Here is a 25,480-nt window from a genome sequence, read left to right on the forward strand (position 1 = left end):
CCTATCCTATCACATGACCATTCCCGGTAAAATAGCGATCATGGGGGGCGGCAGTTGGGCTACGGCGCTGGCCAAACTGACGCTGAACAATGCCGACAGCATCCTGTGGTACATGCGGCGCGACGACCGTATTGCCGATTTCAAGCAAACCGGCCACAACCCGGTGTACCTGTCGGATGTCGCCTTCGACACCTCGCGCATCCACTTCAGCTCCGACATCAACGAAATTGCCGAAGCGGCCGACACCCTGATACTGGTGACGCCCTCGCCCTACATGAAGGCCCACCTCAAGAAGCTGGACACCGACATCAGCGGCAAATTCGTAGTGACGGCCATCAAGGGCATCGTACCCGACGAGAACATGATTGTCACCGAGTATCTGCAAACCTTCTATCACGTGCCCGAATCGCAGTTGGCCGTCATCGGCGGCCCCTGCCACGCCGAGGAGGTGGCCCTCGAACGACTCTCCTACCTCACCGTGGGATGCAACGACCTGGAGCGGGCCCATGCGCTGGCCAACGCCCTCAACGGAGCCAAACTGAAAACCATCGTCTCGACCGACGTCAGAGGCATCGAATACTCGGCCGTGCTGAAAAACGTCTACGCCATTGCCGCCGGCATCTGCCACGGCATGAAGAGCGGCGACAACTTCCAGGCCATGCTTGTCTCCAACGCCCTCAACGAGATGAACCGCTTCTTGCGGGCCGTATCGCCCTGCGAACATCGAAACATCAGCGACTCGGTGTACCTGGGCGACCTGCTGGTGACCGCCTACTCCCGCTTCAGCCGCAACCACAATTTCGGCTCCATGATCGGGCGCGGTTATTCGGTCAACGCCGCCAAGATGGAGATGGAGATGATTGCCGAGGGATACTACGGCACCAAGTGCATCTACGAGATAAACGAGCGCTACCACGTGAACATGCCTATCCTGCAATGCGTTTATGATATACTTTACAAAAAGGTATTGCCCCGGCATGCCATCGAAAATATTTACGATACATTTCTATAATCAACAAATAGAGTCAAAGCTATGAAATCAATCGAATTGAACATCGAAAAAGCTTTAGGAACCGTATCCAAGAGCGACGTCTTCGCTTTGCAAGACAAAGCTGCAAACGGCATCGAAATGCTTCACAAAGGTACCGGCAAGGGTAACGACTTTCTGGGTTGGCTGCACCTGCCCTCCGAAATAACCGAAGCCCATCTGGCCGACCTCGAAGCCACAGCCAAACAGATGAAAGAGCGCTGCGACATCGTAGTCGTTATCGGTATCGGCGGCAGCTACCTGGGTGCCAAAGCCGTAATCGAGGCCCTCTCGGATACCTTCGAGTTCCTGCACCACGAACATAAAAACCCCATTGTCCTCTTTGCCGGACAGAACATCGGCGAGGACTACCTGTATGAACTGCAAACCTTGCTGAAGGGGAAATCGTTCGGCATCGTCGTTATCTCCAAATCGGGAACGACTACCGAGCCGGCCATCGCCTTCCGTCTGCTCAAGGAGCAACTCGAGGCTCAAGTGGGCAAAGAGGAGGCCAAACACCGCATCGTGGCCATCACCGACGCCCACAAGGGTGCCCTGCGCAAACTGGCCGACACCGAGGGTTACAAGACTTTCGTCATCGCCGACAACGTAGGCGGCCGCTTCTCGGTACTCACCCCCGTAGGTCTGCTGCCCATCGCCATCGCGGGCTTCGACATCCGCGCCCTCGTGGCCGGTGCCGTTGCCATGGAGAAGGCTTGTGGCGAAGAGGTTCCCTTCGAGCAGAACCCCGCCGCCATCTATGCCGCTACCCGCAACGCCCTCTACCAGAGCGGCAAGAAGGTCGAGATTCTCGTCAACTTCAACCCCAAACTGCACTACTTTGCCGAGTGGTGGAAACAACTCTACGGCGAGAGCGAAGGTAAGGACCACCTGGGCATCTTCCCCGCTTCGGTCGACTTCACGACCGACCTGCACTCGATGGGTCAATGGATTCAAGAGGGCGAACGCATCATCTTCGAGACCGTGCTCTCGGTAGCCCAGATGAAGCACACGGTTACCATCCCCTCGGACCACGAGAACCTCGACGGCCTCAACTACCTGGCCGGCAAACGCGTAGACGAGGTGAACAAGATGGCCGAGCTCGGTACGCAAATCGCCCACGTCGACGGCGGTGTGCCCAACCTCAAAATCGTGGTTCCCGAACTCACCGAAACCTATCTGGGCCAACTCATCTACTTCTTCGAGAAGGCTTGCGGTATCAGCGGCTACATCTTGGGCGTGAACCCCTTCAACCAACCGGGCGTAGAGGCTTACAAGCGCAACATGTTCGCCCTGCTCAACAAACCCGGCTACGAAGAGGAGAGCAAAGCCATCCAGGCTCGCATCTGACCATTGACCATCGCACTTCTGGTGACAATTATAAAGCAAAAGCCTGCCGATTTTCGGCGGGCTTTTACTTTATATAGCTTTTCAGTAACATTTTTCCATATATTTACCTATCTTTACGGGGTAAACTTTATTCGTTCGAGCTATGAAAAAACTGATTGCTCTCCTGTGGGCGCTTTATGGCCTGCAAGCGACACAAGCCGCCATCGAATCTCCCGTCGCTCTCCCGGCTACCGATGTGACCACCACCTCGTTCACAGCCAACTGGCAGCCCGTCGAAGCGGCATCGGGCTATCAACTGAATGTTTTTGCCTACACAATGGCCGATTCGGGTACCCCCGAGACCTCGATTACCGAAAGTTTCGAGGGGCTGGTCCCCACCACGCTGGGATCGAAGCGCAACAAATACATCGACTTCGACCGGTCGACCCTGCCCGAGGGGTGGTGCCTCGACGTAACCGGCGGCTCGGTGCGCCAGCTCTACACCACGACGGTCGCCACCGACACCACCTCGGTACACTCGGGCACGATAGCCCTCGCCTTCGATTCCGAGCGCGACTCGATAGTCACCCCCATCCTGCCGGCTCCCGCTTCACGGTTTTCGTTCTGGGTCAAGAATGCCAACGGCAACGGCACCGTAGCTGCCTACGGTTACGACGGCAACCGGTGGAGCCTGCTGGGCGAAACCTCGACCATCTACTACCCGGCCGGCGGCATCGTGGAGTATAGCCGCGAAATTCCCGTGGGGTGCATCCGGTTCAAAATCACCTACACCGACGAGGCTCCCGACATGAACAGCCCCACCGCCATCGACGACATAGCCATCACCTACGGCGGAATGGTCAAGACACGCGACTATCTGATAGAAGGGTTGGAGACCACAAACACTTCGGTCCCCGTAAGCGGTCTGCAACCCGATACCGACTACTTCTATACGGTGCAGAGCATCCAGGGCAACGAACGCTCGGCCGAGTCGAACATCGTCGATGTCTTCGGCTTTGCCGGCTCCCTCGAAACGCCCCGCCTCAACGACTTTACCGAAGTGCACGGCGGGCAGTATACCGCCAACTGGAGCACCGTAATCGGGGCCGACGGCTATGTGCTCTACAACGTCTATACCCACACGGCCCAACGCGACGAGCCGGGACAGACGATTCTCTATGAGAACTTCGACGCCTTCACCGGCGGCACCGTAGAGCTACCGGTCGACGACATGGGCGGCACCAACTACGACGACTACACCACCGTGCCCGACTGGTCGGCCTTCTACGGCTGCTGGACCGGCGGCATGCTCGGCGGTATCAGCATCTCCACCCCCACCATCGCCATGAGCAACACCGGCGGATACACAGCCAAGGCCCGCATCTACGGAGCCATGGGCGACCAGGTCGACTTCAACAACTACTACCAGACGGGGAATGCCGAGAAAAAGAGCGTCACACTCTCCCACCCCGGCTACAACGAGGTCACGATTACCTTCGACCACAGCAGCCCGACGACCAGTCTCGAAATCTACTTCCGACAGAGAGACTATACGCAAGAGATGTATCTCGACGAACTCACCCTCACCCAGGACCTCTCCACGGGCGACAGCTTCAGCTACAACTACGACTACCGGCTCGTCGAGGGACGACGCATCAACAGCTATACCTTCACCGACCTGCCCCAGGCGTGGGGCGACCGCTTCGCCTTCCGCATGAGTGCCTATGCCGAATCGGACGGCAAGCTCTACCAGTCGTCGTGGACCGCGCTGACCGAGGTTCCCCTCCCGGCCAGTGTCGAGAATCTCGAGAGCGACCCCGCCGGAGTGAAGGTGATGGCCCGTCCCGGCGGCCTCGTCGTACGCCTGCAAGCCTCGTGCCCCTTGACGGTCTATAACCTGCAAGGGCAACTGGTACGGCAACAGCCGGGCCTCGAAGGCGACAATACCCTCGACCTGCAACCCGGCCTCTACCTGCTGCGCTGCGGCAACCACACCCTCAAGGTGGTGGTACCGTAACCCGCCGGCCGGCCAATTCTACACACAGATAGACACATACCTGACAGAAAAATCGAAGGGGCACCGACCGATACCGTTGTATCGTGCAGTGCCCCTCTCGTTTACAGGTCGCACAGATTAGCGTACCAGCACTTTAAGATTAGCATAATTCAATCCTTTTTCGTCGCGCAACACGACCACATAACAACCACGCGCCAAGGTTATATCGGTACTCCCGACAAAATTGCGCTGGGCAACCAGTCGCCCGTCAAGGGCAAATATATGGGTCTGCAAAGCCACTGCAGTCGTGGTGTGCAGCGACAGCGTATGGTTCCACGCATACCAGGTGAGGCCGCCCAACTCCTCGACGGGAGCGATGCCGCTGCCCCCGATGGTCTCCTCGGTATCGACGCGCATCTTCATCCGATTGAGGTCGAGCGTGATGATACACGGGTCGGTGGCAGCCACGGTAAACTTGTAGTCGTTGCCCTCGACAAACGAGTTGTACTCATAGACTACGTCGTGCTCCTCACCGGGGTGAACCGGCTCGTCGCGGGTCGTGGCCACATAGCAGCGTTCCCAGGTACCCCGCCGGCGCAGGAATTTGAAATCGCCGCCCTGCACCTCGCCCTGCCAGCGGTATACACCGTCGGCAATGGGGTCGAGCACCATCGGGTGCGAGTTGTCCCACCCACAGGGCATGGCGGCACCTGCGGCAAATACCGAGAGGGGGAAGGGATCCTCGATCAGGTCGGGTTCGAACTTCTCGACCGTCATGGTCATGTGGAGCAGATCGACCTTGATTTCGTAGTAGCCGTCGCCGCTGCGGTCCGAGGCGATGCTCCATTTGTTATCCTCGCCATTCAGCCGCATGTCGAGCGGTTGACCTATCTTGTCGGCAATCGGGCAGTCGCCCGTGAGCGCCGGGTGATACTTGTCGTCCCATGTCAAGTGCGGTATGAACATGAAGCTGCCGCACTCGTCGCCCTCGTCGTTGTAGCGCATCACCCCTTTGTAGTAGAAGATATAGGGATACTGCGTATCGGGAACGAGTTGCTTGGCATCCTGGAATTTCCAGAACTGAATCTCGCGGTTGAACGGGCCGCCGATGATGTAGAGATTCTTCGGCAACTCTATCCGCTCGGCTTTCAAACTCTTCTCCTCACCGTCGACGGTAAGGGTGAGCCGGTATACATCGGTCTTGCCGGCATAGCGGATGCTCATGCCCCGCTCGTCGGGGTCGGCCTCGCGCAAGGGTATGGAGTCGCCCAGAGGGTTGTTGCTGCCACACTCCTGAATATACTGGGTAGTACCGTCGGTTACCTTGAAGAGATCTTCGACCATAGGCCCTACATACTCAAACCGATTGGCGTTGTCGCTCACCGGCGAGAATACCACCGGACTCTTCAGCTCGGCCGTATCGCCCACGAGTTTCCATTCGGCGCCTGCTGCCGGAAACATGCCCCACAGCAAGGCAAAAGCAACTATATATTTACCTGCTTTTCCCATAACCGCCTCCTCCTTTTATTCAACGGTGAGGGTTATGGTTTCGCTGCAAGCCGTAGCGGGTACCGAGATGACAATCTTCTTACCCTCGGCGTCGTATTCATAGTCGGCAGCCGTACCGTCGGCGTATGTTACCCGGGCAGGAGCCTCATCGCGAGCCAGAATCTCGAGGCGATAAGAGCGCGACTGAGGCATGCCCTCGAACGAGCCGGTGCGCGGATAGATGGTGCAGACGGTCTTCTCTCCGTCGCTCTGCTGGGTGATGCGGGTAAAGGTATAGGCGGTTTCGTAGTCGGCACTGTTGCCGGCATCTTCGTAGAAGTTGAACTCACCCTCGGCACCCGGAGCAAATTGCAGAATCAGCGTTTCGGGGCGCTCCTTCAGGTGCATGATGCGCGGGTAGAGCGGCACGATGGCCCCCTCGCGATAGTAGTAGGGAATCTGGTCGCGGGTAAAGGTGCGCGTCACCACACGACCGCCGTCGAGCACCTGGCCGGTCATCACCTCGTACCACTTGCCTTCGGGCAGCCAGATGGTTTTCTCGCTCTGGTTCGTACCGTTGTCGGTAGCCGTGATGGGAGCCGCCAGAATGTCGTTGCCAAACATGTACTGACCCTCGTAGCGGTAGGCCTCGTCGGCCTCGGGATAGTCGTAGTACATGGGGCGGCAGATGCCTACGCCCGTGTCGTACGACCAGCGGGCCATCGTATAGATATAGGGGATAAGGGCGTAGCGCAGATAGATGGCATCGCGCATCTGCTCGAAGTTCTCATATTTCCAGATACGGCGCTCGATGTGGCCGGCAGCCGTCGAGTGGGTGCGCAGGATGGGCGAGAATACACCGTATTGAATCCAACGCAGGTAGAGCTCGGAGTTGTTGGGCCAGTCTTGAATGTGGCCGCCGATGTCGTGGCTCCAGTAGCCATAGCCTACATTGGAGGCGGTAGCGGTGAAATAGGGCTGGAAGGCCAACGACGAGAAGGTCGAATGCGAGTCGCCCGAGAATCCGATAGGATAGCGGTGGTTGCCCAGTCCGCCCCAGCGGTGGAAGATGAAGGGACGGTCCTTGCCTTGCAGCTTCTTGTCGTTGAAGAAGACATGGTTCAACCAGAAGGTGTTGCCCAGGTTGGGTTCGTTCTGGGCAATCATCCATTGTTGCCAGTCGACCCACCAGAAATCGACACCGATATTCTCGTGCGGGCGCAGAATGTGCTCGAAAAAGGCTTCGTAGAAATCCTTGTTCTCGATATTCCAGCGGATGGTACCGTCGGCATTGGTCAGGCTGTCGGCCGTGATGTCGGAATAGCGGTTGGACAAGTCGGCATACAAAGCCTCGTAGTTATCCTCTTTAGGGAAAACACCATCGGCCGGGTGCAGGTTGAGCGTCGTGTTGAGGTGCTGCTCGTGCAACCAGGCGATAAAGCCGGCCGGGTCGGGGAAGAGCGCCTTGTTCCAGCTCCAGCCGGTCCACTCGGTACCGTTGGTATCGCCGGTCTTGCCGTTGCGGTGCCAGTCCATATCGATGACGAGCACATCCATGGGGATGTCGCGCGAGCGGATGTCGTTCACAATATCCCGCATGTCCTGCTCGGTATAGCGTTGATATTTCGAATACCAGTAGCCAAAGACGTAGAGCGGGGGCAACGGCATTTTACCGGCAATGCGGGTGAAATCGTACAAAGCCCGCTTGTAGTCGTGACCGTAGCCCATGAAATACAGGTCCAGCGAGTTGGGGTCTTTGCGTTGGGCCACCCAGTCCATACCCCCGTCGGGGTCTTTCTCGAACATCAGGCTCAGGCTGCCATCCTTGCGGGGCTCGCGCTCGTCGATTACCGCCCAGCCCGACCGCGACAGCAAACCGTTCTCGAGCCATTCGCGCACATCGCCCTCGGCATTGTCGAGGGTACGGGTGGTACCTTTCAGGTTATAGGGGTCCTCTTTCCCGGGATACCACACCTCTTCGGCACCATTCACCTCGAAGGCTATCTGCAGGTTGTGGTCGCAACGGTCATTGTTCACCGGGTAGGTACCCAACTTGTACTGCAGCTCCAGCTTGTCGGTCGTGATATAGAGGTAACCGTCACGCTCTTCTTGCGTGAAACGGGGTACCGGCAAGTTACGGTTGATGACCACAAACGAAGCCCGATCTTCGAACTGTTTCTTTTCGCTGTATTCGATACGAATCATTTCGGGAGTCAACACCGTGAAACGCATGTTTCCCGATTGGACAATGGCGGCCTCGTTGGCTACCGGATTGTTTTGTGCCCAGCCTCCGAACGAGAGCAGAAGAGTGGCGGCACTTAGGAGCATTTTTTTAATGTGATTCATGAATCTATAAATTTAAATAGATGTTTAAGGTCATTACACTTTTATGACAAAAAAAAGGCAACCAACCCTTATAGGCCTTTTGAAAAAATTTCGCCGTGTAGCCTAACAGACTCAAAGAGAATAAAAATAAATAGAAAAAGAAGAGGCCACCCCCGCGAAGGGGTAGCCTCGGTACATGCTGTTACAATGCGTTATCGGCAACGGCGAGCGTCAATCTTCCGACTCCAGCTCGGCGTCATACTCTGCGGCATCGCCCACCGTATCGTCGTCTTCCAACGCTTCAGAATCGGTAAGGATAGCTTTGACAAAGGTCGGTTTTTCGTTAAACAGCACCACGGCCGACTGATAACCGTCGGGGGTGATAAACTCCACCCGGGCCACGGTGCCCAACACCTCGGCCGTATCGCGACCGGCATACTGAGCCAGCGACTCGTACGACCCGATATAGTCCTCGACGTTCACGCCCACAAACTGGTCGTAAGCCGCCTTGGCCTCTTCGTATTTACGGATGTAGGAGAAGTCGCGGTCCTTGTCGAATTTCACATAGGCCTCGTGATTCTCGGGCAGGCGCTCCATGGCCACCTTGTAGCCCTCGATTTTCGAGGCATAGTTGCGGTCGTTGCCGTGGGCACGCTGGGCCTCCTGCAGTTTGCGGGCATAGTCGGCCCGGCGGGCAAACTGGCTGTTCTCGTCGAGCTTGTAGTTGTGCTCGGCCACCTCCATCTCGTATTTCAACTGTTGCTCGGTAGATACATAGGTATCGATTGCCGCTTGACGACCGGCCCGGAGGCTGTCGGCAATAGTCACCTCGTGCAGGGCCTCGACCTGAATCGAATCGACCTGGTCGGGGGTCAACCCCTCATCGGCCGACAAAACCCACGTACCGGCTTTCAGTTCCGATTTTACATACTCTTTGAACGCGCCGGCATAGTCGCCGTCGGCTACGTTGCTCCCGCAAGCACACAGAAGCACGCTCAATGCACAAGCCGGGAACCATTTCCTGATAACTGTCTTCATATCTCAACTATAATTTTTCACAAAAATAGTGAATGCTATTTTATAATCAAAAGATAAATCGAAGCATTCACAAATTTCCTCTTTGGCAAATTATTTCAAAAACTCTATTTTTGTATAAACAAACTACCGATAGAAGATGTGCGAAATTGAAGCTATCCAAAACTACCTGATCAAACATAACGCCGCGTGCATCGACCCCAAGGCCGCCCTCATCGACATGGACGGCGTGCTCTACGACTCGATGAAAAATCACGTCGAGGCCTGGTATCGCACCCTCACGCCCATGGGCATCCGCTGCACCCGCGACGAGTTCTACCTCCACGAAGGCCGGACGAGCAGCAGCACCATACGCTGCCTGTTCGAGAAGCAATTCGACCGGCATCTCTCCGACGAGGAGTGCGCCCGCATCTACGACATCAAGAAGAGAATCTTTGCCGAACTGCCCGAAATTGTCCCCATGCCGGGTGCCGACCGCATGCTGCAACGCCTCCTGGCCAACGGCATACGCCCCGTGCTCGTCACCGGGTCGGGACAGAGCTCGCTGCTCGACCGCCTCGACCGTGACTATCCCGGGGTATTTGCCCCCGATTGCAAGGTGACGGCCTTCGATGTGAAGATAGGCAAACCCAACCCCGAGCCCTACTTGATGGGGCTGACCAAGGCCGGCGTCAAGGCCAACGAGGCCATTGTCATCGAAAACGCCCCGTTGGGTGTCACGGCCGGTGCTGCCGCCCGGGTATTCACCGTAGCCGTCGATACCGGACCCATCGAGGCCCAGGCCCTCACCGAGGCCGGTGCCGACCTGGTGTACCCCTCCATGCCCGACTTTGCCGACCGGGTAGACCACCTCATCGAAATCCTGCGTACCACCAACCGATAACCCCCTTTGCCCTATGGAGCCGCAAAAACTGATATTTACCGCACAACCCGGCGAGGCACTCACTCGTGAAATCGAACGCATCGCCCCCGACAACCTCTTTGTCCTCTGCGACACCCACACCCGGGCCCTGTCGTTGCCCCTGGTGGCCGAGTCGCTCCCCCCATCGACCCGCTACATCGACATCGAGGCGGGCGATACCCACAAGACCCTCGAGGCTCTCGCCCACGTGTGGGACGAGCTGAGCCGTCACGGGGCCAGCCGCAAGTCGCTACTCGTGAACCTGGGCGGGGGTATGGTCACCGACCTGGGCGGATTTGCCGCCGCCTGCTTCAAACGGGGCATCCGGTTTATCAACATGCCCACTACCCTGCTGGGCGCCGTCGATGCGGCCGTAGGGGGAAAGACCGGAGTCAACTTCAACGGACTGAAAAACGAAATCGGCGTCTTCCGTCCGGCCGATACCGTAATCATCTCCACCCGGTTCTTCCACACCCTGCCCCACGAAGAGCTGCTCTCGGGCTATGCCGAGATGCTGAAGCATGCCCTCATCGACAGCCCGGAATCCTACCGGGCCCTGCTCGACTTCGACCTCGCGACCCCCGACTGGGACCGTCTGCTCCGGTTGCTCGAAGAGTCGGTGCAAGTAAAACAACGCATCGTTGCCCAAGACCCCCTCGAGACCGGCATACGCAAAGCCCTCAACCTGGGGCACACCGTAGGACATGCCTTCGAGAGCCTGTCGCACCGACGGGGTACGCCCATCCCCCACGGCTATGCCGTAGCCTGGGGACTCGTGTGCGAGCTGCTGCTCTCGCACCACTACCTGCAATTCCCTTCCGACCTCATCACCGGCCTGGCCCAATACATCTACCGCCACTACGGAGCCTTTGCCATCACCTGCAAAGACTACGAAACCCTCTACGAACTGATGACCCACGACAAGAAAAACGAGGCCGGACACATCAACTTTACCCTCTTGCAGGCCATCGGTCACCCCGTTATCGACCAGCATGCCGACAAGGAAGAGATATTTGTTGCCTTCGACCTCTATCGCGACCTGTTTAAATTATAAATTTATCTACTCTCATTTACAATCAGTTATGAGAAATAGCAAAAAAAGTTGCAAAAAAAGTCCACAAAAATTTTGTCATTGTAAAAAATAGAGCTACTTTTGCATCACCAAATCAGCGGGGTGTAGCTCAGCCCGGTTTAGAGTACGCGTCTGGGGGGCGTGTGGTCGCAAGTTCGAATCTTGTCACCCCGACTGAATGAAAGGCTTGATAATCACTTGATTATCGAGCCTTTTCTTTTTATCCACGCCTAACCCGCACCCCGCGGGAGGGCTGCATAAGGGGGAAGGGAACAACACCGATACTCTGAAATTCATATCCTACTCCTACTTTTGATTGCAATTGGCAAAGACCGGTAGAAATGCAAAACATTCATATGCGGGTACAACTATCCACAATCTATCTATTTCGAAACAGGCGCAAAAGAGTTATTTTTGTAGAGCTAAAAACAAACACTATGAAAGTTTTACTGATTAACGGAAGCCCCCATAAAGAGGGGAATACCTTCATTGCCTTGTCGGAAGTAGCCAAGACTTTGGAAGCCAATGGTATCGAAACCGAAATCGTATCCATCGGCGCCAAGGCGGTTCAAGGGTGCATCGCCTGCGGACGCTGTAGAGAGTTGGGCCGGTGCGTATTCAATGACGAATTGTACAACCGGGTGAGAGAACAGCTGGAGGGTGCCGACGGCATCGTGATAGGGTCGCCGGTCTATTATGCCGGTCCTAACGGTTCGCTGTGCGCATTGCTCGACCGCCTGTTCTACTCCGCCGGATCATTGCTGGCCTACAAGCCGGCAGCCGCGGTTGCCGTGTGCCGCCGCGGAGGAGCCAGCGCCACCTTCGACCGGCTGAACAAATATTTTACCATCAACAACATGCCGGTAGTCTCGTCGCAATACTGGAACAGCGTGCACGGCCGCACTCCGGGCGAGGCCTCGCAAGACATCGAGGGGCTGCAAACCATGCGCACCTTGGGCCGCAACATGGCGTGGATGTTGAAAAATCTGAAGCAGGGAGGAGAGCCTATCCCCGAGCAAGAACCGTGGACCCCTACCCATTTCATCCGATAATAGATTTTTCCTTACCGGTTCCAGCAGGGGCCTGCTACATTATATTATAATAAGTAGCGCGAATGTGTCAACACCCCTCTTGCAACCTGTAACCGATAGAGCCAAGAGTCCGGAACTTTGCCTGAACACCCGGGCAAGATTCCGGGCTCTCTTTTTAACTTTCCAAATTACATCATCTCAACCTCATCCAATAGACTAATACATCTATCTGTTAATTAACGACTTATAGTGCAACCCCAAATAATTCCTAGTCTTATAACAAATAATACTGCATATATATCAAACACTTTCTTAAAATATTAAGCCCTAAAAGGCTGTATTCCGACTTTTAGGGCTTAATTGTTTAAAATTTAATTAAAGTTTATTCAGATCTTACAAACTTTAGAATTTCAATTTTATCATCATACTCAACAGCCAACATATAAATACCTTTTGATAAATTTTGAATATTGATACAAACCAGATCTTCTCCCTTATGTTTCTCTACATGCAGTTTTACTCCATCCATTCCAATAATATAGAAAGTTGTTTCAACATCTATAGGAAATCCTGTAACATACAAATTTGATTTCACCCAACATCTCAAATTTAGAAATTCTGCATCTTCAATTCCAGAAAAGAAATGCTTTTCAATTTCTAATTCATCATATACTGAATAATCGGAAGTAGAAACAGCCATAACTTTAATAGTACCATTATCAAATCCGACTGATTCCAGCAATCCTGAATCAGACAAAGTAGCAAGACCTGAACCTGATATAATATTCCATTCTACCAACTGAGAAGCGTTCAGCGGGTACACTGTCGCTATTAACTGCAATGTAGGATTCTCTGGAGTCAACTCCTCTACTCCATTCTCCGACTCAATAATTACACGCTCCGGATAAATAATGAATCCTCTTTTCTCTACTGTAAATAAATCGTATATATCAGGATACCCCGTTACTTCAGCTCGAACCACAATCGTGCCATTTTCAACACCTACGGCAGTCAACAGACCATCTTGTGAAATAGAGGCTAAATCCTCTCCTTCAACTATCGACCACTCCACTGTTTGGGGAGCCTCATCTGGAGATACTACAGCGGAAAGTTGCAAACTCTGTTGTTCAGGAGTTAACTCCGCCTTATTCCCTTCTGAAATAATGTTTATATAAACAATAAAGTTCTTCTTCTCTACTGTAAATAAATTGTATATATCAGGATATCCTGCTACTTCAGCTCGAACTACAATTGTACCATTTTCGATGCCCATGGTTGTCAATAAACCATCTTGCGAAATAGAGGCTAAATCCTCTCCTTCAACTATCGACCACTCCACTGCTTGGGGAGCCCCATCCGGAGACACTACGGCAGAAAGCTGTAAACTCTGTTGCTCAGGAGTCAACTCCATCTTATTTCCTTCTGAAATAATATCCACTCTTTCCGGATAAATAATAAATCCTTCTTTTAGAACAACAACTTCAGCATAAACATTAGAACCATCCTTCGTAGTAGCTCGGACTACAATCTTGCCATTTCCCTGACCTTTCGAAACAAGTAATCCATTCTGGTTAATTTCAGCTAAATCAGAACCCTCCATTATTTGCCATTGTACATTGCGAATATCCGCATCAATCGGGAATAATTCTGCATTAAAATGTAATTCCAATTGTTCCGGTGTCAACTTAATATCCTTTTCCAAAGCCACAATATTTATCTGTTCTGCTAATACAATATCATATGCATCTTGTGTTGACACGACATTCGACATTCCTCCCCTATACATATTATTCTCCGATTTCATAAATATAGGTACACTCGCATCTTTCACCAACTTATCATAGCTTAGGGCATAATAATAAGCATCATTTCCTGCGGTCATATCTGTATATGAATAGACAGATCCTGAGACTTGTGCAATTTCTTCCATAGCATCTTTCGTTTGTCCACGAAGAATTACAAATGACTCAATCATACCACCCTCATATTGATTCCACATCAAGTTTATTCCAGAACCAACACTATGATTCAACATCAAATGAATACCCGAATGAGGTTTCGAGCCACCACCTTCACAACCATCACTTGTTTGATAGCGTAATTGATAGCGATTAGAAGAGACTTGTGGATTAGATAAAACATCTATAAATCCTCCATCAATAGGATTAGCACTACCTATATAATCAAATTGATTATATACAGGACCTTCCTTATAAACATTTACTCTATCAATATAACCTGGTAGTTCTTCAGTAGTCCAAAGAACCATATTTTTACCGCTTTCTTGATCGACTTTGACCAATGAAATCTCAGGCACTGGTATCTTATCTCGGATTTCTATTTCAGCTTTATATGACAAATCTCCAAACAATTCATCCCTAACTTTCAGCTCTATCCATTGACTTCCCGGGGTTGAGAATATAACTGTTATCCGTTGCCTATCATTTTGTTGTTTTACAATCAACTGTTCATCAGAAGAGCTAATTTCTCTTTTCTGGGACAACGCATCGACAAAAGGTTGTGGCAATGCTAATTCATATTCAACCCCAGCGTATCCCGAATCTGGGAATTCAAAAGTCATATCAGGACGGTCTCGAACTATAATCGTTTTTTGTACAGTTACATTATTTGTATTTATTGTAATATTTTTAGTTCCGGGTACATTCCAAGAAACCTCAAGTACATTTTGTGATTGAGAAACTAAAGTTCCTCCATCTAGATCGACCGAAATATTGTTCCAGTCCTGAACAGGTCCTTCACATGTTAATTCTATAATCTTATTTACCCCTACTTCGCTATTACTTTTTATATATAAATCGTTTTCTACTATAAATGTATAACTTTGAGACATCGGCGAAACAGCGCCCCATAAATCAACAGATTGTATCTGAACCTCATATTCCACTCCTGCTTCAAAACGCCGTATAGGAACTTCTTTTCGTGTGGCGTATGTACAATATGGCAATTGTCCTGCTCCAAAAACTACATTGCCCTTACCTTTAAAATATACATAATTAGAGCCAAAACCTACCTGAGGAGAAAGAATATAAGCAGAGTTTCCACTTGCCCCTTTCTTTTTAAGACTGATATTATATCCTATTTTATTAACAGGAGTCTCCTTATCTTTGGCTGCATCCCATTCAAGTACAATACAATCCTCTTTCTGTGTCATCCTGATATTTTGAGGAGCTTCTGGCAGTTCATTTTTCAAATTAGACTTCATAAGATATCGACCAAAATCAGGCACGCTATCACAATTGATATCCCGTATATTTTCATCAGTGGGTAACGATTCATACCGTTCTATCTCATATGACATATCATCCTTTAGATAAACAATATATCCATACCCTCCGTCTTCTCTCATCACAATATCAAGAGTTCCGTCATTGTTCATATCAAACACTGTACTAAAAGAACAAGGCTCTGGCAACAAATAAGAAAATGATTGATCATAAATATAATCCTCCGACCCAAGAACTATCGTCATCACATACTCATTTTGATATATAATTAAATCAACATACCCATCATTATTAATATCTGCCACTCCACGTAATATAACTGAGCCATACTTCTCCATACTCAATTCCCTTTGATGGAAGGTTCTGTTTCCCTTATTCTCTAATAATATAATATAATCTTCACGTTCTGGCTCCCATAATATATCGTAAAACCCATCATTATTTACATCTACAAAATATTTAGATTCATCACCCCAATCTGACCTATCAAATGTCTCATAATTCATATTATCTCCCGAATTAAATAGAATTCGATTAACCCCATCAGAACACTCCATATATCCATCATTGTCCAAATCGACTAAATTTGAAGATAAAAATGTATCAACATCTTTCCCCTCAAAAGACCTCGGTCCATTATTTTGAATTAAATTACCTTTATTAGAATTGACGATTATATCCAAGTCTCCATCCATGTCATAATCGACTGTTGAAATCAATCGATTTATTTCAAGATTAGAATTAAAGATCGAAGGTAATTTTGAAAAATTTCCCATCCCGTCATTAACATACAATCCTCCAGAATCCATGACATCTAAACTACCATTCCCGTCTATATCAAATAAATCATTATACCATTTTGAAGAGCTATACACAAACCCACAATTCTTTAATGTTACCATTTTACTTATGGTAAAGCCCTCTCCTGTCTCCTTATTTGTCATTGACAAAGTTACCTTTTTCTCTCCGGCACTATCAAATAAGACATAATATCGACTTTTATCTACAGACTCTTTTACTATATGTCCATTTTCAATATTCCATTCATAATTATACAAATCGAACCGAGGCGATATGGTCAAGACTAAACTATCAGTCGGTTCTAAAGAACTTGACGATAGAGAAAAATCCTTCTTCACCCAATCATGATGATAGACTATCTCATCCGACCACACAGAGCCCCTTCCCATAGGATCTATAGCCTGTACAGATATATAATAGTCACCTTGTTCCCACTGGCTTACATCAACAACAGTTTCCAAGTTAGATCCCATATTTCCAAGGCTACAACTACGCCGACTTCCATCAACATCTGCATCTGAAAAATAGAAATCATCTTTACCCGATTGACTTCCAATACGTAGAGCATATGTTAAATCAATTGAAGAACTCTCATTATCAACACCCCTATCCCAAGAAATTTTCAACATTCCAGCCCCTTCACTAAACAATATGGTGGGTGCATTCATTTTTAATGGAGACTGATTACTTGTAATATTACTATACCGAGGTACTTCATTTATTGAAAATGGAGGGAAGTAAGGGAATAATAATTCATAATAGCCGTCATTATCTACATCCAAGAACAAAGAGCCACTAGTAGTTCTAATACCCTCTACCAAAGACTCTTGGGGTTCTTCTATTTGGCTCATTTGAATATTATCGAACAGGTATAACCCATCTTCAACATCCGCCAATATTTCAAACCTCCCATCATTATCAATATCTATACAGTCTAAAAAAGACCACATAGTCTCATAAGCATTCTCGTGAATAATAAAATTCCCTGTTCCATCATTTTCACAAAGTACAAGAAATGAATATTGAAAATCTTGATTATAATCAAATGTCAATAAAATATCAATATCTTCATCTTTATCGAAATCATAGCAAAAAATCTTGGATAATTCAATATCTGAAATCAATGTTTGTTCCTTCCACTCTCCATTTCCTTGATAAATACGCGTGTATACCCTGCCAGACTCCACATCATTATATATAAAATCTGATATAGCATCACCATTAACATCTTTTATTATAAACTCACCTGGTTGATTTGCTACAGCAAAAAAGCCATTCCCCATATTATATAAAATAGTAGAAGAACTTACCAAATCAATAAATCCATCTCTATTTATATCAATCCCCTCTAGTTGCGACTCATTATTCATAGGGCCCGACCCGCCAACAAACATCTCCTCACTTAAATTAGGTAGCCCCCCCATAAAGGTAGCCCCCCCATAATATGGCCTGACCCATTGTTGTAAAAATGTTGAATCTGATTTCGCATCTGAAACTAATTCTACGTCAGATTCAAAAAAACTTCCGTCTCTACACTGATAATAGATACTATATCGACCATGATAACCATCTACAGCAGCTTTTGTCGTATAAAAATCTTTTAACCCATCATTATTAATATCTGTCACCGACCGGAAATCCAAAGGAAGTTCCTCTGGAGACAACCCATACTCTCCATCCTTGCTGATATATAATTTTGTAGACATATACACATCACTCATATTAGGGTCAGTCTTATAAAAATCCAACACCCCATCATTATTCCAGTGTATTGGTTGAACTTGATCAGACGTTCCTATATCAGGTAATATTTCTTCTTTTGTATCCACAATTTCATTATCAGCCCATTTATATACACTTGTATAGCCATCTATAAATTCTTTTATACCATCTCCATCAATATCGTGAAACTGATCTTTAGTGGCATACCAAGGGAGCTTCCCTCTATCAAAAAGAGTATTATCTATTGTTACAGAAATATTTTTTATATATTGATTATCTCCCTGATAGCCAGTATTGTATTTATATGTTATTTGTTCACCGGTCCCTATTAATAAATTTTCTTCTATCCTTGCATTTTCTAACTCCGACACTTTCGATGCATCAAAATTATAATCGACCAAATCTATGCCATTAACAAACTCTATTTCAGAAATAACGCTATTATATGATCCCTCTCCTGCTACTTTTAATAATGAATTATTACTCAAATCCAATCCTAATAATTGATTCCTACCGCACCTCAAATATTCTAACAATAAACAATCTCTTACATTAATATCTCGAAGCCGATTATAATTACACTCCAGAGTTTGCAATGAACTACACCCGCTAACATCCAAACGAGTCAATTGATTGTTGGTACAATTCAAGGTTTGCAATATACCAAATCCGCTAACATCCAAACTGGTCAATTGATTGTTGGTACAATTCAAAGTCTGCAATGAACTACACCCGCTAACATCCAAACTTACCAATTGATTACTATAACACTCCAGAGTTTGCAACAAACCAAATCCACTAACATCCAAACTGGTCAATTGATTGTTGTGACAATACAAAGTCTGCAATGAACTACACCCGCTAACATCCAAACTTACCAATTGATTACACCTACAATCCAAAGTCTGCAATGAACTACACCCGTTAACATCCAAACTTACCAATTGGTTATTGAAACTACAATTCAGAGATTGCAACGAACTACACCCACTAACATCCAAACTTACCAATTGGTTGTAACTACAATACAGAGTTTGCAACGAACTACACCCGCTAACATTCAAACTAGTCAATTGATTGTTGTTACAATCCAAAGTCTGTAATGAACTACACCCGCTAACATCCAATGACTCCAAAACGCCATTCCAAGTCAATTCTTGTAAATTATAGAAAAAAGAGATTCCTTCAAGCGTTTTAACATTTTCATCATGATAATTATTAATCACCGTTATTGATGAGAGTTGCCTCGCACTTAATTCTCCATCTCCATCTGAATCATAACGCTGTGTAAGGTACACTCGAAAATTTTCATCCGGAAAGTTCTTTTCATCAATTTTTATTTGAGCTTCTAACTTAAATATAAGGCACAAACAGATAATAAGGGTTAACGAATATCGCATAAGATATAATTTTTTAATTTGTCCTCTTTTTTTTACAAAAATAAGAATAAATTTTATAATAGTAAAACAATATTCAGTATTTAATTCAGCAAAGCAGTAAGGATCTCGTGGCTCTGAGTGTCAACGGTGGCGTAGGCATATACTCCTACAAGATGAAAGAGGGTATCCCCGAAGTAACCGAAGAGTTCAAGATTGTGATGCCCGAAATGGGTGGCTATGTCAACGACTTCGAGTTTGACTATGCCGGTAACCTCTACGCCGTTTCTAACTCGGGCGAACGCCTGTCGATATGGGCCATGCCTACCTCCGACAACAGCTGCATCACCCCGGCCAAGAAGTCGCTCGTACTCAACAGCGTCTACACCGGCATCGAGAATACGGCTGTCGTTACCCGCATCGCTCCCAACCCCACGACCGGTCTCATCCACATCTCGGCTGCTGCCGAAATAGAGACTGTCGAGGTTTACAACATAGCCGGTGCTCAAGTAATGCGAGTAGCTAACGTAGGAGCCAACACGGTTTCGATCGACCTCGCCGATCTGGCCAGCGGCATCTACTTCGTGAAAGTAAACAACGGCAAGGCCGTGAAGGTAATCAAGAGATAACCACTTTTTTCAATAGCAATCCGGCCGTCGTGCGACGGCCGGGCCTCTCTTAAAACCCTCAAGGGGTTGTGCCGATACGAAATCGGGCACAACCCCTTGCAGTTTATATATAGCAAAGGATTCTACAACGCGACACCCGCTACTTCGAACGGCGCAGGAAATCCAGCCGCACAACCGGAATCAACCGGACTTTGAAGCTGTGCCACAGCCCCGTGTGGGTCTGGCGCAAGGCCAACACGGCAAAGCCCAGCGAACAGAGCGAGCAGACGAAGAAGATGAGCCCCGTGGTTGTGAGAATGTCGCCCAACCCTACCAGGGGCGAGACGATGCCGCCGAAAGCGAACCCGGCAGCCCCGAAGAGGGCCGAAGCCGTGCCCGAGTTGGCCCGCTCGCAATCCATGGCCAGCGTCGTGCTGGCCGTGAAGGTGAGTCCCAGCGCAAAGAGCAGCAGGAAGAGCAATGCCTCATACACCGCAAAGCTGCACCCCAGGCCAAGGGCCGCAAACTCGATGGCCGACAACAGAGTCATGCCCACACACCCGACAAACATGGCGTGCTCGGGATTGCTGAATTTCACCGACAGCCCGGCAGCCACCCCGATAGCCAGGGCATTGATGCCGAAAAAGAGGCTGAACTCGAAAGCCGAAAAGCCGTAGTGCTGCTGCATGATGAAAGGTGAAGAGGAGATATTGGCGAAGAGCACACCCATGGCAAAGCCCATCTGCAGCACATAGTAGAGATACCGCCGGTTGCGCAGCACCGTCCCGAAGGTGGTCAGCAATCCCTTCACGCTGCCCCGCTTGCGGAGGTCGACCGGCAGCGACTCCTTGAAATAGAGGTTACCCAGCAACAGCAAAAAGCCGATAACCAGAAGCACCATGAAGATACCCTTCCACCCGATCGAGTCGGTAAGGAATCCGCCCAACACCGGCGAAGCGACAGGTGCTACCCCGTTGATGGCTCCGATGATGGCCATCGCCTTGGCCAGATCCTTACCCGTAAAGAGGTCGGTAGCGATGGAGCGCGACACCACGATACCGCCGGCTCCGGCCACACCCTGTATCAGACGGAAGAAGATGAAGCTCTCGATCGAGGTCGATAGCAGACAGCACACCGTCGACACGATAAAGAGTGTCATGGCGGCCAGCAGCGGCGAGCGACGGCCGTAGCGGTCGCTCAACGGACCGAAAAAGAGTTGGCCCAAAGCCAACCCGATCATACTCGACGTGAGGCCCAACTGAACCATCGAAGCCTGCGTATTGAAATAGCCCACCATCGACGGCAAACTGGGCAGATACATGTCGGTCACAAAGGGACCGAAGGCCGTCAATGCCCCTAACAGTACAAATAAAAAGGGGCCTGTATTTTTACCTTTCATAACTTTACCTTTAAAAACCGTGACAAAATTACCAAGAATGTAGCCACATCTCTACACCGACAACCCGGTTATTAACCTTTTTTCAAGGTTGCCCCTTCATCCAGAACTCCCGCCCCGTCGCCCCCCCGCGAGAATGCGTGAAAAAATTTTTTTTATTTAACCCTATTCTCTCCTTTCCGGTGCTCATATTCCCGGAAAGATACCGTATATTTGTTGCTCAAACTTTTGAAGATGAAAAAAATAATAGGACTTTTAGCGGCAGTCATGCTGCTCTCCATAGCGGGTGCCCAGGCCCAATCCTACAACACCAAAAGCCTGGGTGTGTCTGCCGGATACCTGTTCGAAAGCGAAAATGCTCAAGGGGGTATCTTCATCCACCTGCCCATTGCCAGGAACTGGCGGGTAGCCCCTTCGGTCAACTATACCTTTTCGAACCACAAGCGCAACAACCTCGAGATCAATGGCGACGTTCACTACCTGGTACCCTTCGCCGGACGCTTCTCGTTCTACCCGCTGGCCGGTATCACCTTCCAGAGCTGGCGGGGCAGCGGCCTGCAGACAGACAAGGAACTGTCCAACACCATCAACAAATTCGGCATCAATGCCGGTGCCGGTTTCGAGATGAATCTTTCGCAACGGCTCGACCTCCACATCGAGGGCAAATATATCTTTATCGACCGGTTCCACCAGGCCAACATATCCATCGGTCTGGGCTACAAATTCTGATTCGCCCCATGCCGTCGCCTCGTCTGCGCATTCATGTGGTATCGCTGCAGGTGCCCTTCCCTCCCGACTACGGGGGTGTCATCGACATCTACTACAAACTGCGGGCTCTCAAAAGCGCCGGCTACGAAGTGCTGCTGCATACCTACCAGTACGACCGGCAGCGGGCTCCCCAGCTCGACCAGGTGGCCGACCGTGTCTATTACTACCCGCGCAACCGCTCGTTTGCTCGTCAGTTCTCGGTCGACCCCTACATCGTCTCGAGCCGACAGTCGTCGCAACTGCTCACCGACCTGCTGGCCGACGATGCCCCCATCCTCTTCGAGGGGATACACTGCTGCGCCCACCTGGCCGACCCTCGCCTGACCAGCCGCTGCAAACTGGTGCGCATGCACAACGTCGAACACGAATACTACGACGGGCTGGCCCGCAAGGCCACCGGCTGGCACCGCCTCTACTACCGGATAGAGGCCACCCGGCTGAAACGCTACGAGGCTATACTCGCCCACGCCGACGCCATCCTGGCCATCACCGAGAGCGACCGTTGCTACTTCGCCTCGAAGTATCCGCAAGTCGCCACGCTGTGGCTGCCCGCCTTCCAGGCCCACGACCGGGTGGCCCCCCTCTCGCCCAAAGGCGACTACATGCTCTACCACGGCAACCTCTCGGTCGAAGAGAACATAGAAGCGGCCCAATACCTGCTGCAACAGGTGGTACCCTCCACCCCGGGCACATCGTGGGTATTTGCCGGGAAGAACCCCGCCGACCGGCTGGCCCGCCAGATTGCCGCCACCCCGGGAGCCCGGCTCGTGGCCAACCCCTCGGACGAGGAGATGGAGCGCCTCATCGGCGAGGCGGCCGCCAACGTACTCATCACCTTCCAGCCCACGGGCCTGAAGCTGAAACTGCTCCACGCCCTCTACACGGGGGGCCACTGCATTGTCAACAGCAAGATGCTCGTCGGCACGGGTCTCGACCGGGCCTGCCTCGTAGCCGACACCCCGCAGGCCTTGAGCCATGCCGTAGCCACGGTACTGAAGAGCCCCTTCGACCACCAGGCCCGCGAGCGGCGCATCCGCCTGCTCGAGCCATACGACAGCGCCCGCAACATCGCCCGGCTCACCCGACTACTCACAGAAAAAACGCTCTGAACAACCGACAACGGCTATCAGAGCGTCTTCCGGACAGGTAAATCCTCCCTGGACCCATAACACCATACAGTAGCTATTTATAATCTTTCAATATCTCTTGCAACCGCTGCCGGGCAAAAAAGATACGGCTCTTGACCGTACCCAGCGGCAGGTCCATCTTCTCGGCTATCTCGTGGTACTTGTACCCCGCCACGTGCATGGCAAAAGGCACACGATACTCCTCGCCGAAACTGTTGATGGCTTTGGTAATCTCTTTCACGGTATACGACCCCTCGGGCGAAGTGAAACCCGAATCCTGAGGCAAATTCAAGTGGTACAGATCTTCGGTCTGGTCGATAATCGTCTGGTTGCGTACCACCCGGCGGTAGTTGTTGATAAAGATATTCCGCATGATGGTAAACACCCACCCTTTGAAATTGACATTGTCGATATATTTATCCTCGTTGTCAAGGGCTTTGAGCGTAGTGTCCTGGAGCAAATCCTTTGCCTCTTCCCGGTTAGCCGTAAGCATGTAGGCAAAATTCAACAGATTGTCTTGCAGATCGAGCAATCGGTCCTGAAATTTTAGAGAGCTCATATTTGATAATTCTTCTGATGATTTTTGTAATTTGTGTTTTGTCTCTTTTCACTACTACTCTGTATTACGAAAATGCACCGAAAATTCACTATCAACTACTACTGTCTGAAATCCCAACATTCTCCCAAAACATCCTCGAGACCTGCTACAATCTCGAGGGGAGCTCAAAAAGATCTATTTTCGCAAAATACAACCCAATAATATCGGTTCTGACTATTTTTTATTTACTTTGTAACATGTTTCTTGTCTTTTCAGTTTTTGTTTCTTGATAATAAACACTTTTGTTTATGAAAAAGTTTCACAAACCGCTATTTTTTCTCGCATTATTTTTCTGCCTCTTCGCAGCAAATGCACAAGACACTATATATCAGATAGATATAGATAAAGAGATTGGCAGCACTACCTGGCGATACCTGCGTACCGGTCTGCACCAGGCGCAAGAAAAGGGTGCCAAAGCCGTCGTTCTCAGGCTCAATACCTACGGCGGGACCGTCGTACATGCCGACTCCATGCGCACCGCCATCCTCAACTGTCCCCTGCCCGTCTATGCCTTTGTCGACAACAACGCCGCATCGGCCGGAGCCCTCATCGCCATTGCCTGCGACAGCATCTACATGCGCTCCAGCGCCAGCATGGGGGCCGCCACGGTGGTGAACGAGACGGGGGCCGCCATGCCCGACAAATACCAGTCGTACATGCGCGCTACCATGCGCGCCACGGCCGAGGCGCATGGCAAAGACTCGACCGGCAACTGGCGGCGCAACCCGCTCATTGCCGAGGCGATGGTCGACGAGCGCATCGTGGTGCCTCACCTGTGCGATTCGGGCAAAGTGCTCACCCTCACGGCCAGCGAGGCGATAGCCCAACGCTACTGCGAAGGGACGGTCGAAAGCGTCGACGAACTCATCGCCCAACAGCTGCACCGCAACCGCTACACCCTGCAACAGTTCGAGCCCTCGCTCTTCGACGAGATTGCCGGCTTTCTCACCAACCCCGCGCTGCAGGCCATCTTGGTCACCCTCATCTTCGGCGGCATCTTCATGGAGCTGAAGACCCCGGGCGTAGGGCTGCCTGCTGCCGTGGCCTGCACCGCCGCCGTGCTCTACTTCGCCCCGCTCTACCTCGACGGACTGGCGGCCAACTGGGAGATTCTCATCTTCGTCGTGGGCGTCATCCTGCTCATCTTCGAGATATTTGTCATCCCGGGCTTCGGCATCGCCGGCATCTCGGGTTTCACACTCATATTCGCAGCCCTCGTGCTGGCACTGGTGGGGAACGTCAACTTCGACTTCGAGTTCGTCCCGGGCCGGGAGATAGGCCGCGGGCTCATCACCGTCTCCGCAGGCTTCATCATCTATTTCGTGTTGCTGCTCCTCTTCTTCAAAAAGCTCACGAGCAAAGGCCCCATCGGCCGGCTGGCCCTGAACTCGGCTCAGGATAAGGACGAGGGCTACATAGGTGTACCGCCCGAACTGCAACAGTACATCGGCCAGACGGGCGAGGCGGCTACCATCCTGCGCCCCTCCGGCAAAGTGGTCATCGACGGCACCCAGTTCGACGCCGTAGCCCTGCACGGCTATATCGAGCAGGGAGCTACCGTGCGGGTGGTCAAGTATGAGAACGCTCAACTCTATGTGGTTGAGGTAAAATAAAAAGAGAAATCAACAACGCTAT

At 50.5% G+C, this 25,480-nt stretch carries 16 protein-coding genes and 1 tRNA gene; 11 read left to right on the forward strand and 6 right to left on the reverse strand.

The features are described 5' to 3' along the window. Positions 1-13: 13 nt before the first annotated feature. The 3 genes from Q1K76_RS02505 (at position 14) to Q1K76_RS02515 (ending at position 4,373) form a co-directional block, all read left to right on the forward strand. Entirely contained in the window at positions 14-1,012 is a 999-nt protein-coding gene (locus Q1K76_RS02505; RefSeq protein WP_087409024.1) for an NAD(P)H-dependent glycerol-3-phosphate dehydrogenase, read from the forward strand. A gap of 21 nt (positions 1,013-1,033) precedes the next feature. After that, positions 1,034-2,377 carry a glucose-6-phosphate isomerase gene (locus Q1K76_RS02510; protein WP_300130797.1) on the forward strand — a complete coding sequence of 448 codons (1,344 nt, stop codon included), beginning with the start codon at positions 1,034-1,036 and terminating at the stop codon, positions 2,375-2,377. 142 nt (positions 2,378-2,519) lie between these two features. After that, entirely contained in the window at positions 2,520-4,373 is a 1,854-nt protein-coding gene (locus Q1K76_RS02515; protein WP_300130799.1) for a T9SS type A sorting domain-containing protein, read from the forward strand. Positions 4,374-4,490: 117 nt separating this feature from the next. Here the strand turns inward: Q1K76_RS02515 and Q1K76_RS02520 are convergent, their stop codons facing one another. From Q1K76_RS02520 to Q1K76_RS02530, 3 genes are all read right to left on the reverse strand, one after another. Next, on the reverse strand, positions 4,491-5,861 hold the full coding sequence (locus tag Q1K76_RS02520) for a hypothetical protein (protein WP_298663653.1): 1,371 nt from the start codon (positions 5,859-5,861) through the stop codon (positions 4,491-4,493). 15 nt (positions 5,862-5,876) lie between these two features. Further along, complete coding sequence (locus tag Q1K76_RS02525; RefSeq protein ID WP_300130802.1) at positions 5,877-8,186, reverse strand: glycoside hydrolase family 31 protein; 2,310 nt, start codon at positions 8,184-8,186, stop codon at positions 5,877-5,879. 210 nt (positions 8,187-8,396) lie between these two features. Further along, complete coding sequence (locus tag Q1K76_RS02530) at positions 8,397-9,203, reverse strand: hypothetical protein (protein WP_300130804.1); 807 nt, start codon at positions 9,201-9,203, stop codon at positions 8,397-8,399. A 136-nt stretch (positions 9,204-9,339) separates the two neighbouring features. Here Q1K76_RS02530 and Q1K76_RS02535 point away from each other — a divergent pair, with 136 nt between their 5' ends. The 4 genes from Q1K76_RS02535 to Q1K76_RS02550 all read left to right on the forward strand — a co-directional run bounded on the left by Q1K76_RS02535 (position 9,340) and on the right by Q1K76_RS02550 (position 12,225). Further along, positions 9,340-10,083 carry an HAD-IA family hydrolase gene (locus tag Q1K76_RS02535; protein WP_087409018.1) on the forward strand — a complete coding sequence of 248 codons (744 nt, stop codon included), beginning with the start codon at positions 9,340-9,342 and terminating at the stop codon, positions 10,081-10,083. A 13-nt stretch (positions 10,084-10,096) separates the two neighbouring features. Then, the gene (gene aroB / locus Q1K76_RS02540; RefSeq protein WP_300130806.1) at positions 10,097-11,155 is read left to right on the forward strand and encodes a 3-dehydroquinate synthase; all 1,059 of its coding nucleotides are present in this window, start codon (positions 10,097-10,099) and stop codon (positions 11,153-11,155) included. Between the two features lie 116 nt (positions 11,156-11,271). After that, a tRNA-Pro gene (locus Q1K76_RS02545) sits at positions 11,272-11,347 on the forward strand. A gap of 263 nt (positions 11,348-11,610) precedes the next feature. Continuing rightward, entirely contained in the window at positions 11,611-12,225 is a 615-nt protein-coding gene (locus Q1K76_RS02550) for a flavodoxin family protein (RefSeq protein ID WP_087409016.1), read from the forward strand. Positions 12,226-12,586: 361 nt separating this feature from the next. Here the strand turns inward: Q1K76_RS02550 and Q1K76_RS02555 are convergent, their stop codons facing one another. Then, on the reverse strand, positions 12,587-19,372 hold the full coding sequence (locus tag Q1K76_RS02555) for a leucine-rich repeat domain-containing protein (RefSeq protein ID WP_300130809.1): 6,786 nt from the start codon (positions 19,370-19,372) through the stop codon (positions 12,587-12,589). A gap of 107 nt (positions 19,373-19,479) precedes the next feature. On the opposite strand from Q1K76_RS02555, the gene Q1K76_RS02560 reads away from it, so the two are divergent. Then, positions 19,480-19,977, forward strand: coding sequence for a T9SS type A sorting domain-containing protein (locus Q1K76_RS02560; protein ID WP_300130812.1), 498 nt, complete (start codon positions 19,480-19,482; stop codon positions 19,975-19,977). Between the two features lie 139 nt (positions 19,978-20,116). Here Q1K76_RS02560 and Q1K76_RS02565 read toward each other — a convergent pair whose 3' ends face one another. Next, positions 20,117-21,355, reverse strand: coding sequence for a multidrug effflux MFS transporter (locus Q1K76_RS02565; RefSeq protein ID WP_300130814.1), 1,239 nt, complete (start codon positions 21,353-21,355; stop codon positions 20,117-20,119). Between the two features lie 231 nt (positions 21,356-21,586). On the opposite strand from Q1K76_RS02565, the gene Q1K76_RS02570 reads away from it, so the two are divergent. Further along, positions 21,587-22,081 carry an outer membrane beta-barrel protein gene (locus Q1K76_RS02570; RefSeq protein WP_298663072.1) on the forward strand — a complete coding sequence of 165 codons (495 nt, stop codon included), beginning with the start codon at positions 21,587-21,589 and terminating at the stop codon, positions 22,079-22,081. Positions 22,082-22,089: 8 nt separating this feature from the next. Further along, positions 22,090-23,229, forward strand: coding sequence for a glycosyltransferase family 1 protein (locus tag Q1K76_RS02575; RefSeq protein WP_300130817.1), 1,140 nt, complete (start codon positions 22,090-22,092; stop codon positions 23,227-23,229). 73 nt (positions 23,230-23,302) lie between these two features. Here the strand turns inward: Q1K76_RS02575 and Q1K76_RS02580 are convergent, their stop codons facing one another. Further along, the gene (locus tag Q1K76_RS02580) at positions 23,303-23,806 is read right to left on the reverse strand and encodes an RNA polymerase sigma factor (protein ID WP_025278265.1); all 504 of its coding nucleotides are present in this window, start codon (positions 23,804-23,806) and stop codon (positions 23,303-23,305) included. A gap of 287 nt (positions 23,807-24,093) precedes the next feature. Here Q1K76_RS02580 and Q1K76_RS02585 point away from each other — a divergent pair, with 287 nt between their 5' ends. Further along, positions 24,094-25,458, forward strand: a complete 1,365-nt coding sequence (locus Q1K76_RS02585) for an NfeD family protein (RefSeq protein WP_300130821.1) — start codon at positions 24,094-24,096, stop codon at positions 25,456-25,458. The last annotated feature ends 22 nt before the right edge of the window (positions 25,459-25,480 follow it).

The organism is uncultured Barnesiella sp., from assembly GCF_946496565.1.
GTDB lineage: Bacteria > Bacteroidota > Bacteroidia > Bacteroidales > Barnesiellaceae > Barnesiella > Barnesiella merdigallinarum.

What these genes read in the sequence shown, in the direction of transcription:
- Q1K76_RS02525 (WP_300130802.1), bottom strand. Translation starts at nt 8,186, where the DNA reads ATGAATCACATTAAAAAAATGCTCCTAAGTGCCGCCACTCTTCTGCTC.
- aroB (WP_300130806.1), top strand. Translation starts at nt 10,097, where the DNA reads ATGGAGCCGCAAAAACTGATATTTACCGCACAACCCGGCGAGGCACTC.
- Q1K76_RS02585 (WP_300130821.1), top strand. Translation starts at nt 24,094, where the DNA reads ATGAAAAAGTTTCACAAACCGCTATTTTTTCTCGCATTATTTTTCTGC.
- Q1K76_RS02520 (WP_298663653.1), bottom strand. Translation starts at nt 5,861, where the DNA reads ATGGGAAAAGCAGGTAAATATATAGTTGCTTTTGCCTTGCTGTGGGGC.
- Q1K76_RS02515 (WP_300130799.1), top strand. Translation starts at nt 2,520, where the DNA reads ATGAAAAAACTGATTGCTCTCCTGTGGGCGCTTTATGGCCTGCAAGCG.
- Q1K76_RS02555 (WP_300130809.1), bottom strand. Translation starts at nt 19,372, where the DNA reads ATGCGATATTCGTTAACCCTTATTATCTGTTTGTGCCTTATATTTAAG.
- Q1K76_RS02535 (WP_087409018.1), top strand. Translation starts at nt 9,340, where the DNA reads ATGTGCGAAATTGAAGCTATCCAAAACTACCTGATCAAACATAACGCC.
- Q1K76_RS02570 (WP_298663072.1), top strand. Translation starts at nt 21,587, where the DNA reads ATGAAAAAAATAATAGGACTTTTAGCGGCAGTCATGCTGCTCTCCATA.
- Q1K76_RS02580 (WP_025278265.1), bottom strand. Translation starts at nt 23,806, where the DNA reads ATGAGCTCTCTAAAATTTCAGGACCGATTGCTCGATCTGCAAGACAAT.
- Q1K76_RS02565 (WP_300130814.1), bottom strand. Translation starts at nt 21,355, where the DNA reads ATGAAAGGTAAAAATACAGGCCCCTTTTTATTTGTACTGTTAGGGGCA.
- Q1K76_RS02505 (WP_087409024.1), top strand. Translation starts at nt 14, where the DNA reads ATGACCATTCCCGGTAAAATAGCGATCATGGGGGGCGGCAGTTGGGCT.
- Q1K76_RS02575 (WP_300130817.1), top strand. Translation starts at nt 22,090, where the DNA reads ATGCCGTCGCCTCGTCTGCGCATTCATGTGGTATCGCTGCAGGTGCCC.
- Q1K76_RS02510 (WP_300130797.1), top strand. Translation starts at nt 1,034, where the DNA reads ATGAAATCAATCGAATTGAACATCGAAAAAGCTTTAGGAACCGTATCC.
- Q1K76_RS02550 (WP_087409016.1), top strand. Translation starts at nt 11,611, where the DNA reads ATGAAAGTTTTACTGATTAACGGAAGCCCCCATAAAGAGGGGAATACC.
- Q1K76_RS02530 (WP_300130804.1), bottom strand. Translation starts at nt 9,203, where the DNA reads ATGAAGACAGTTATCAGGAAATGGTTCCCGGCTTGTGCATTGAGCGTG.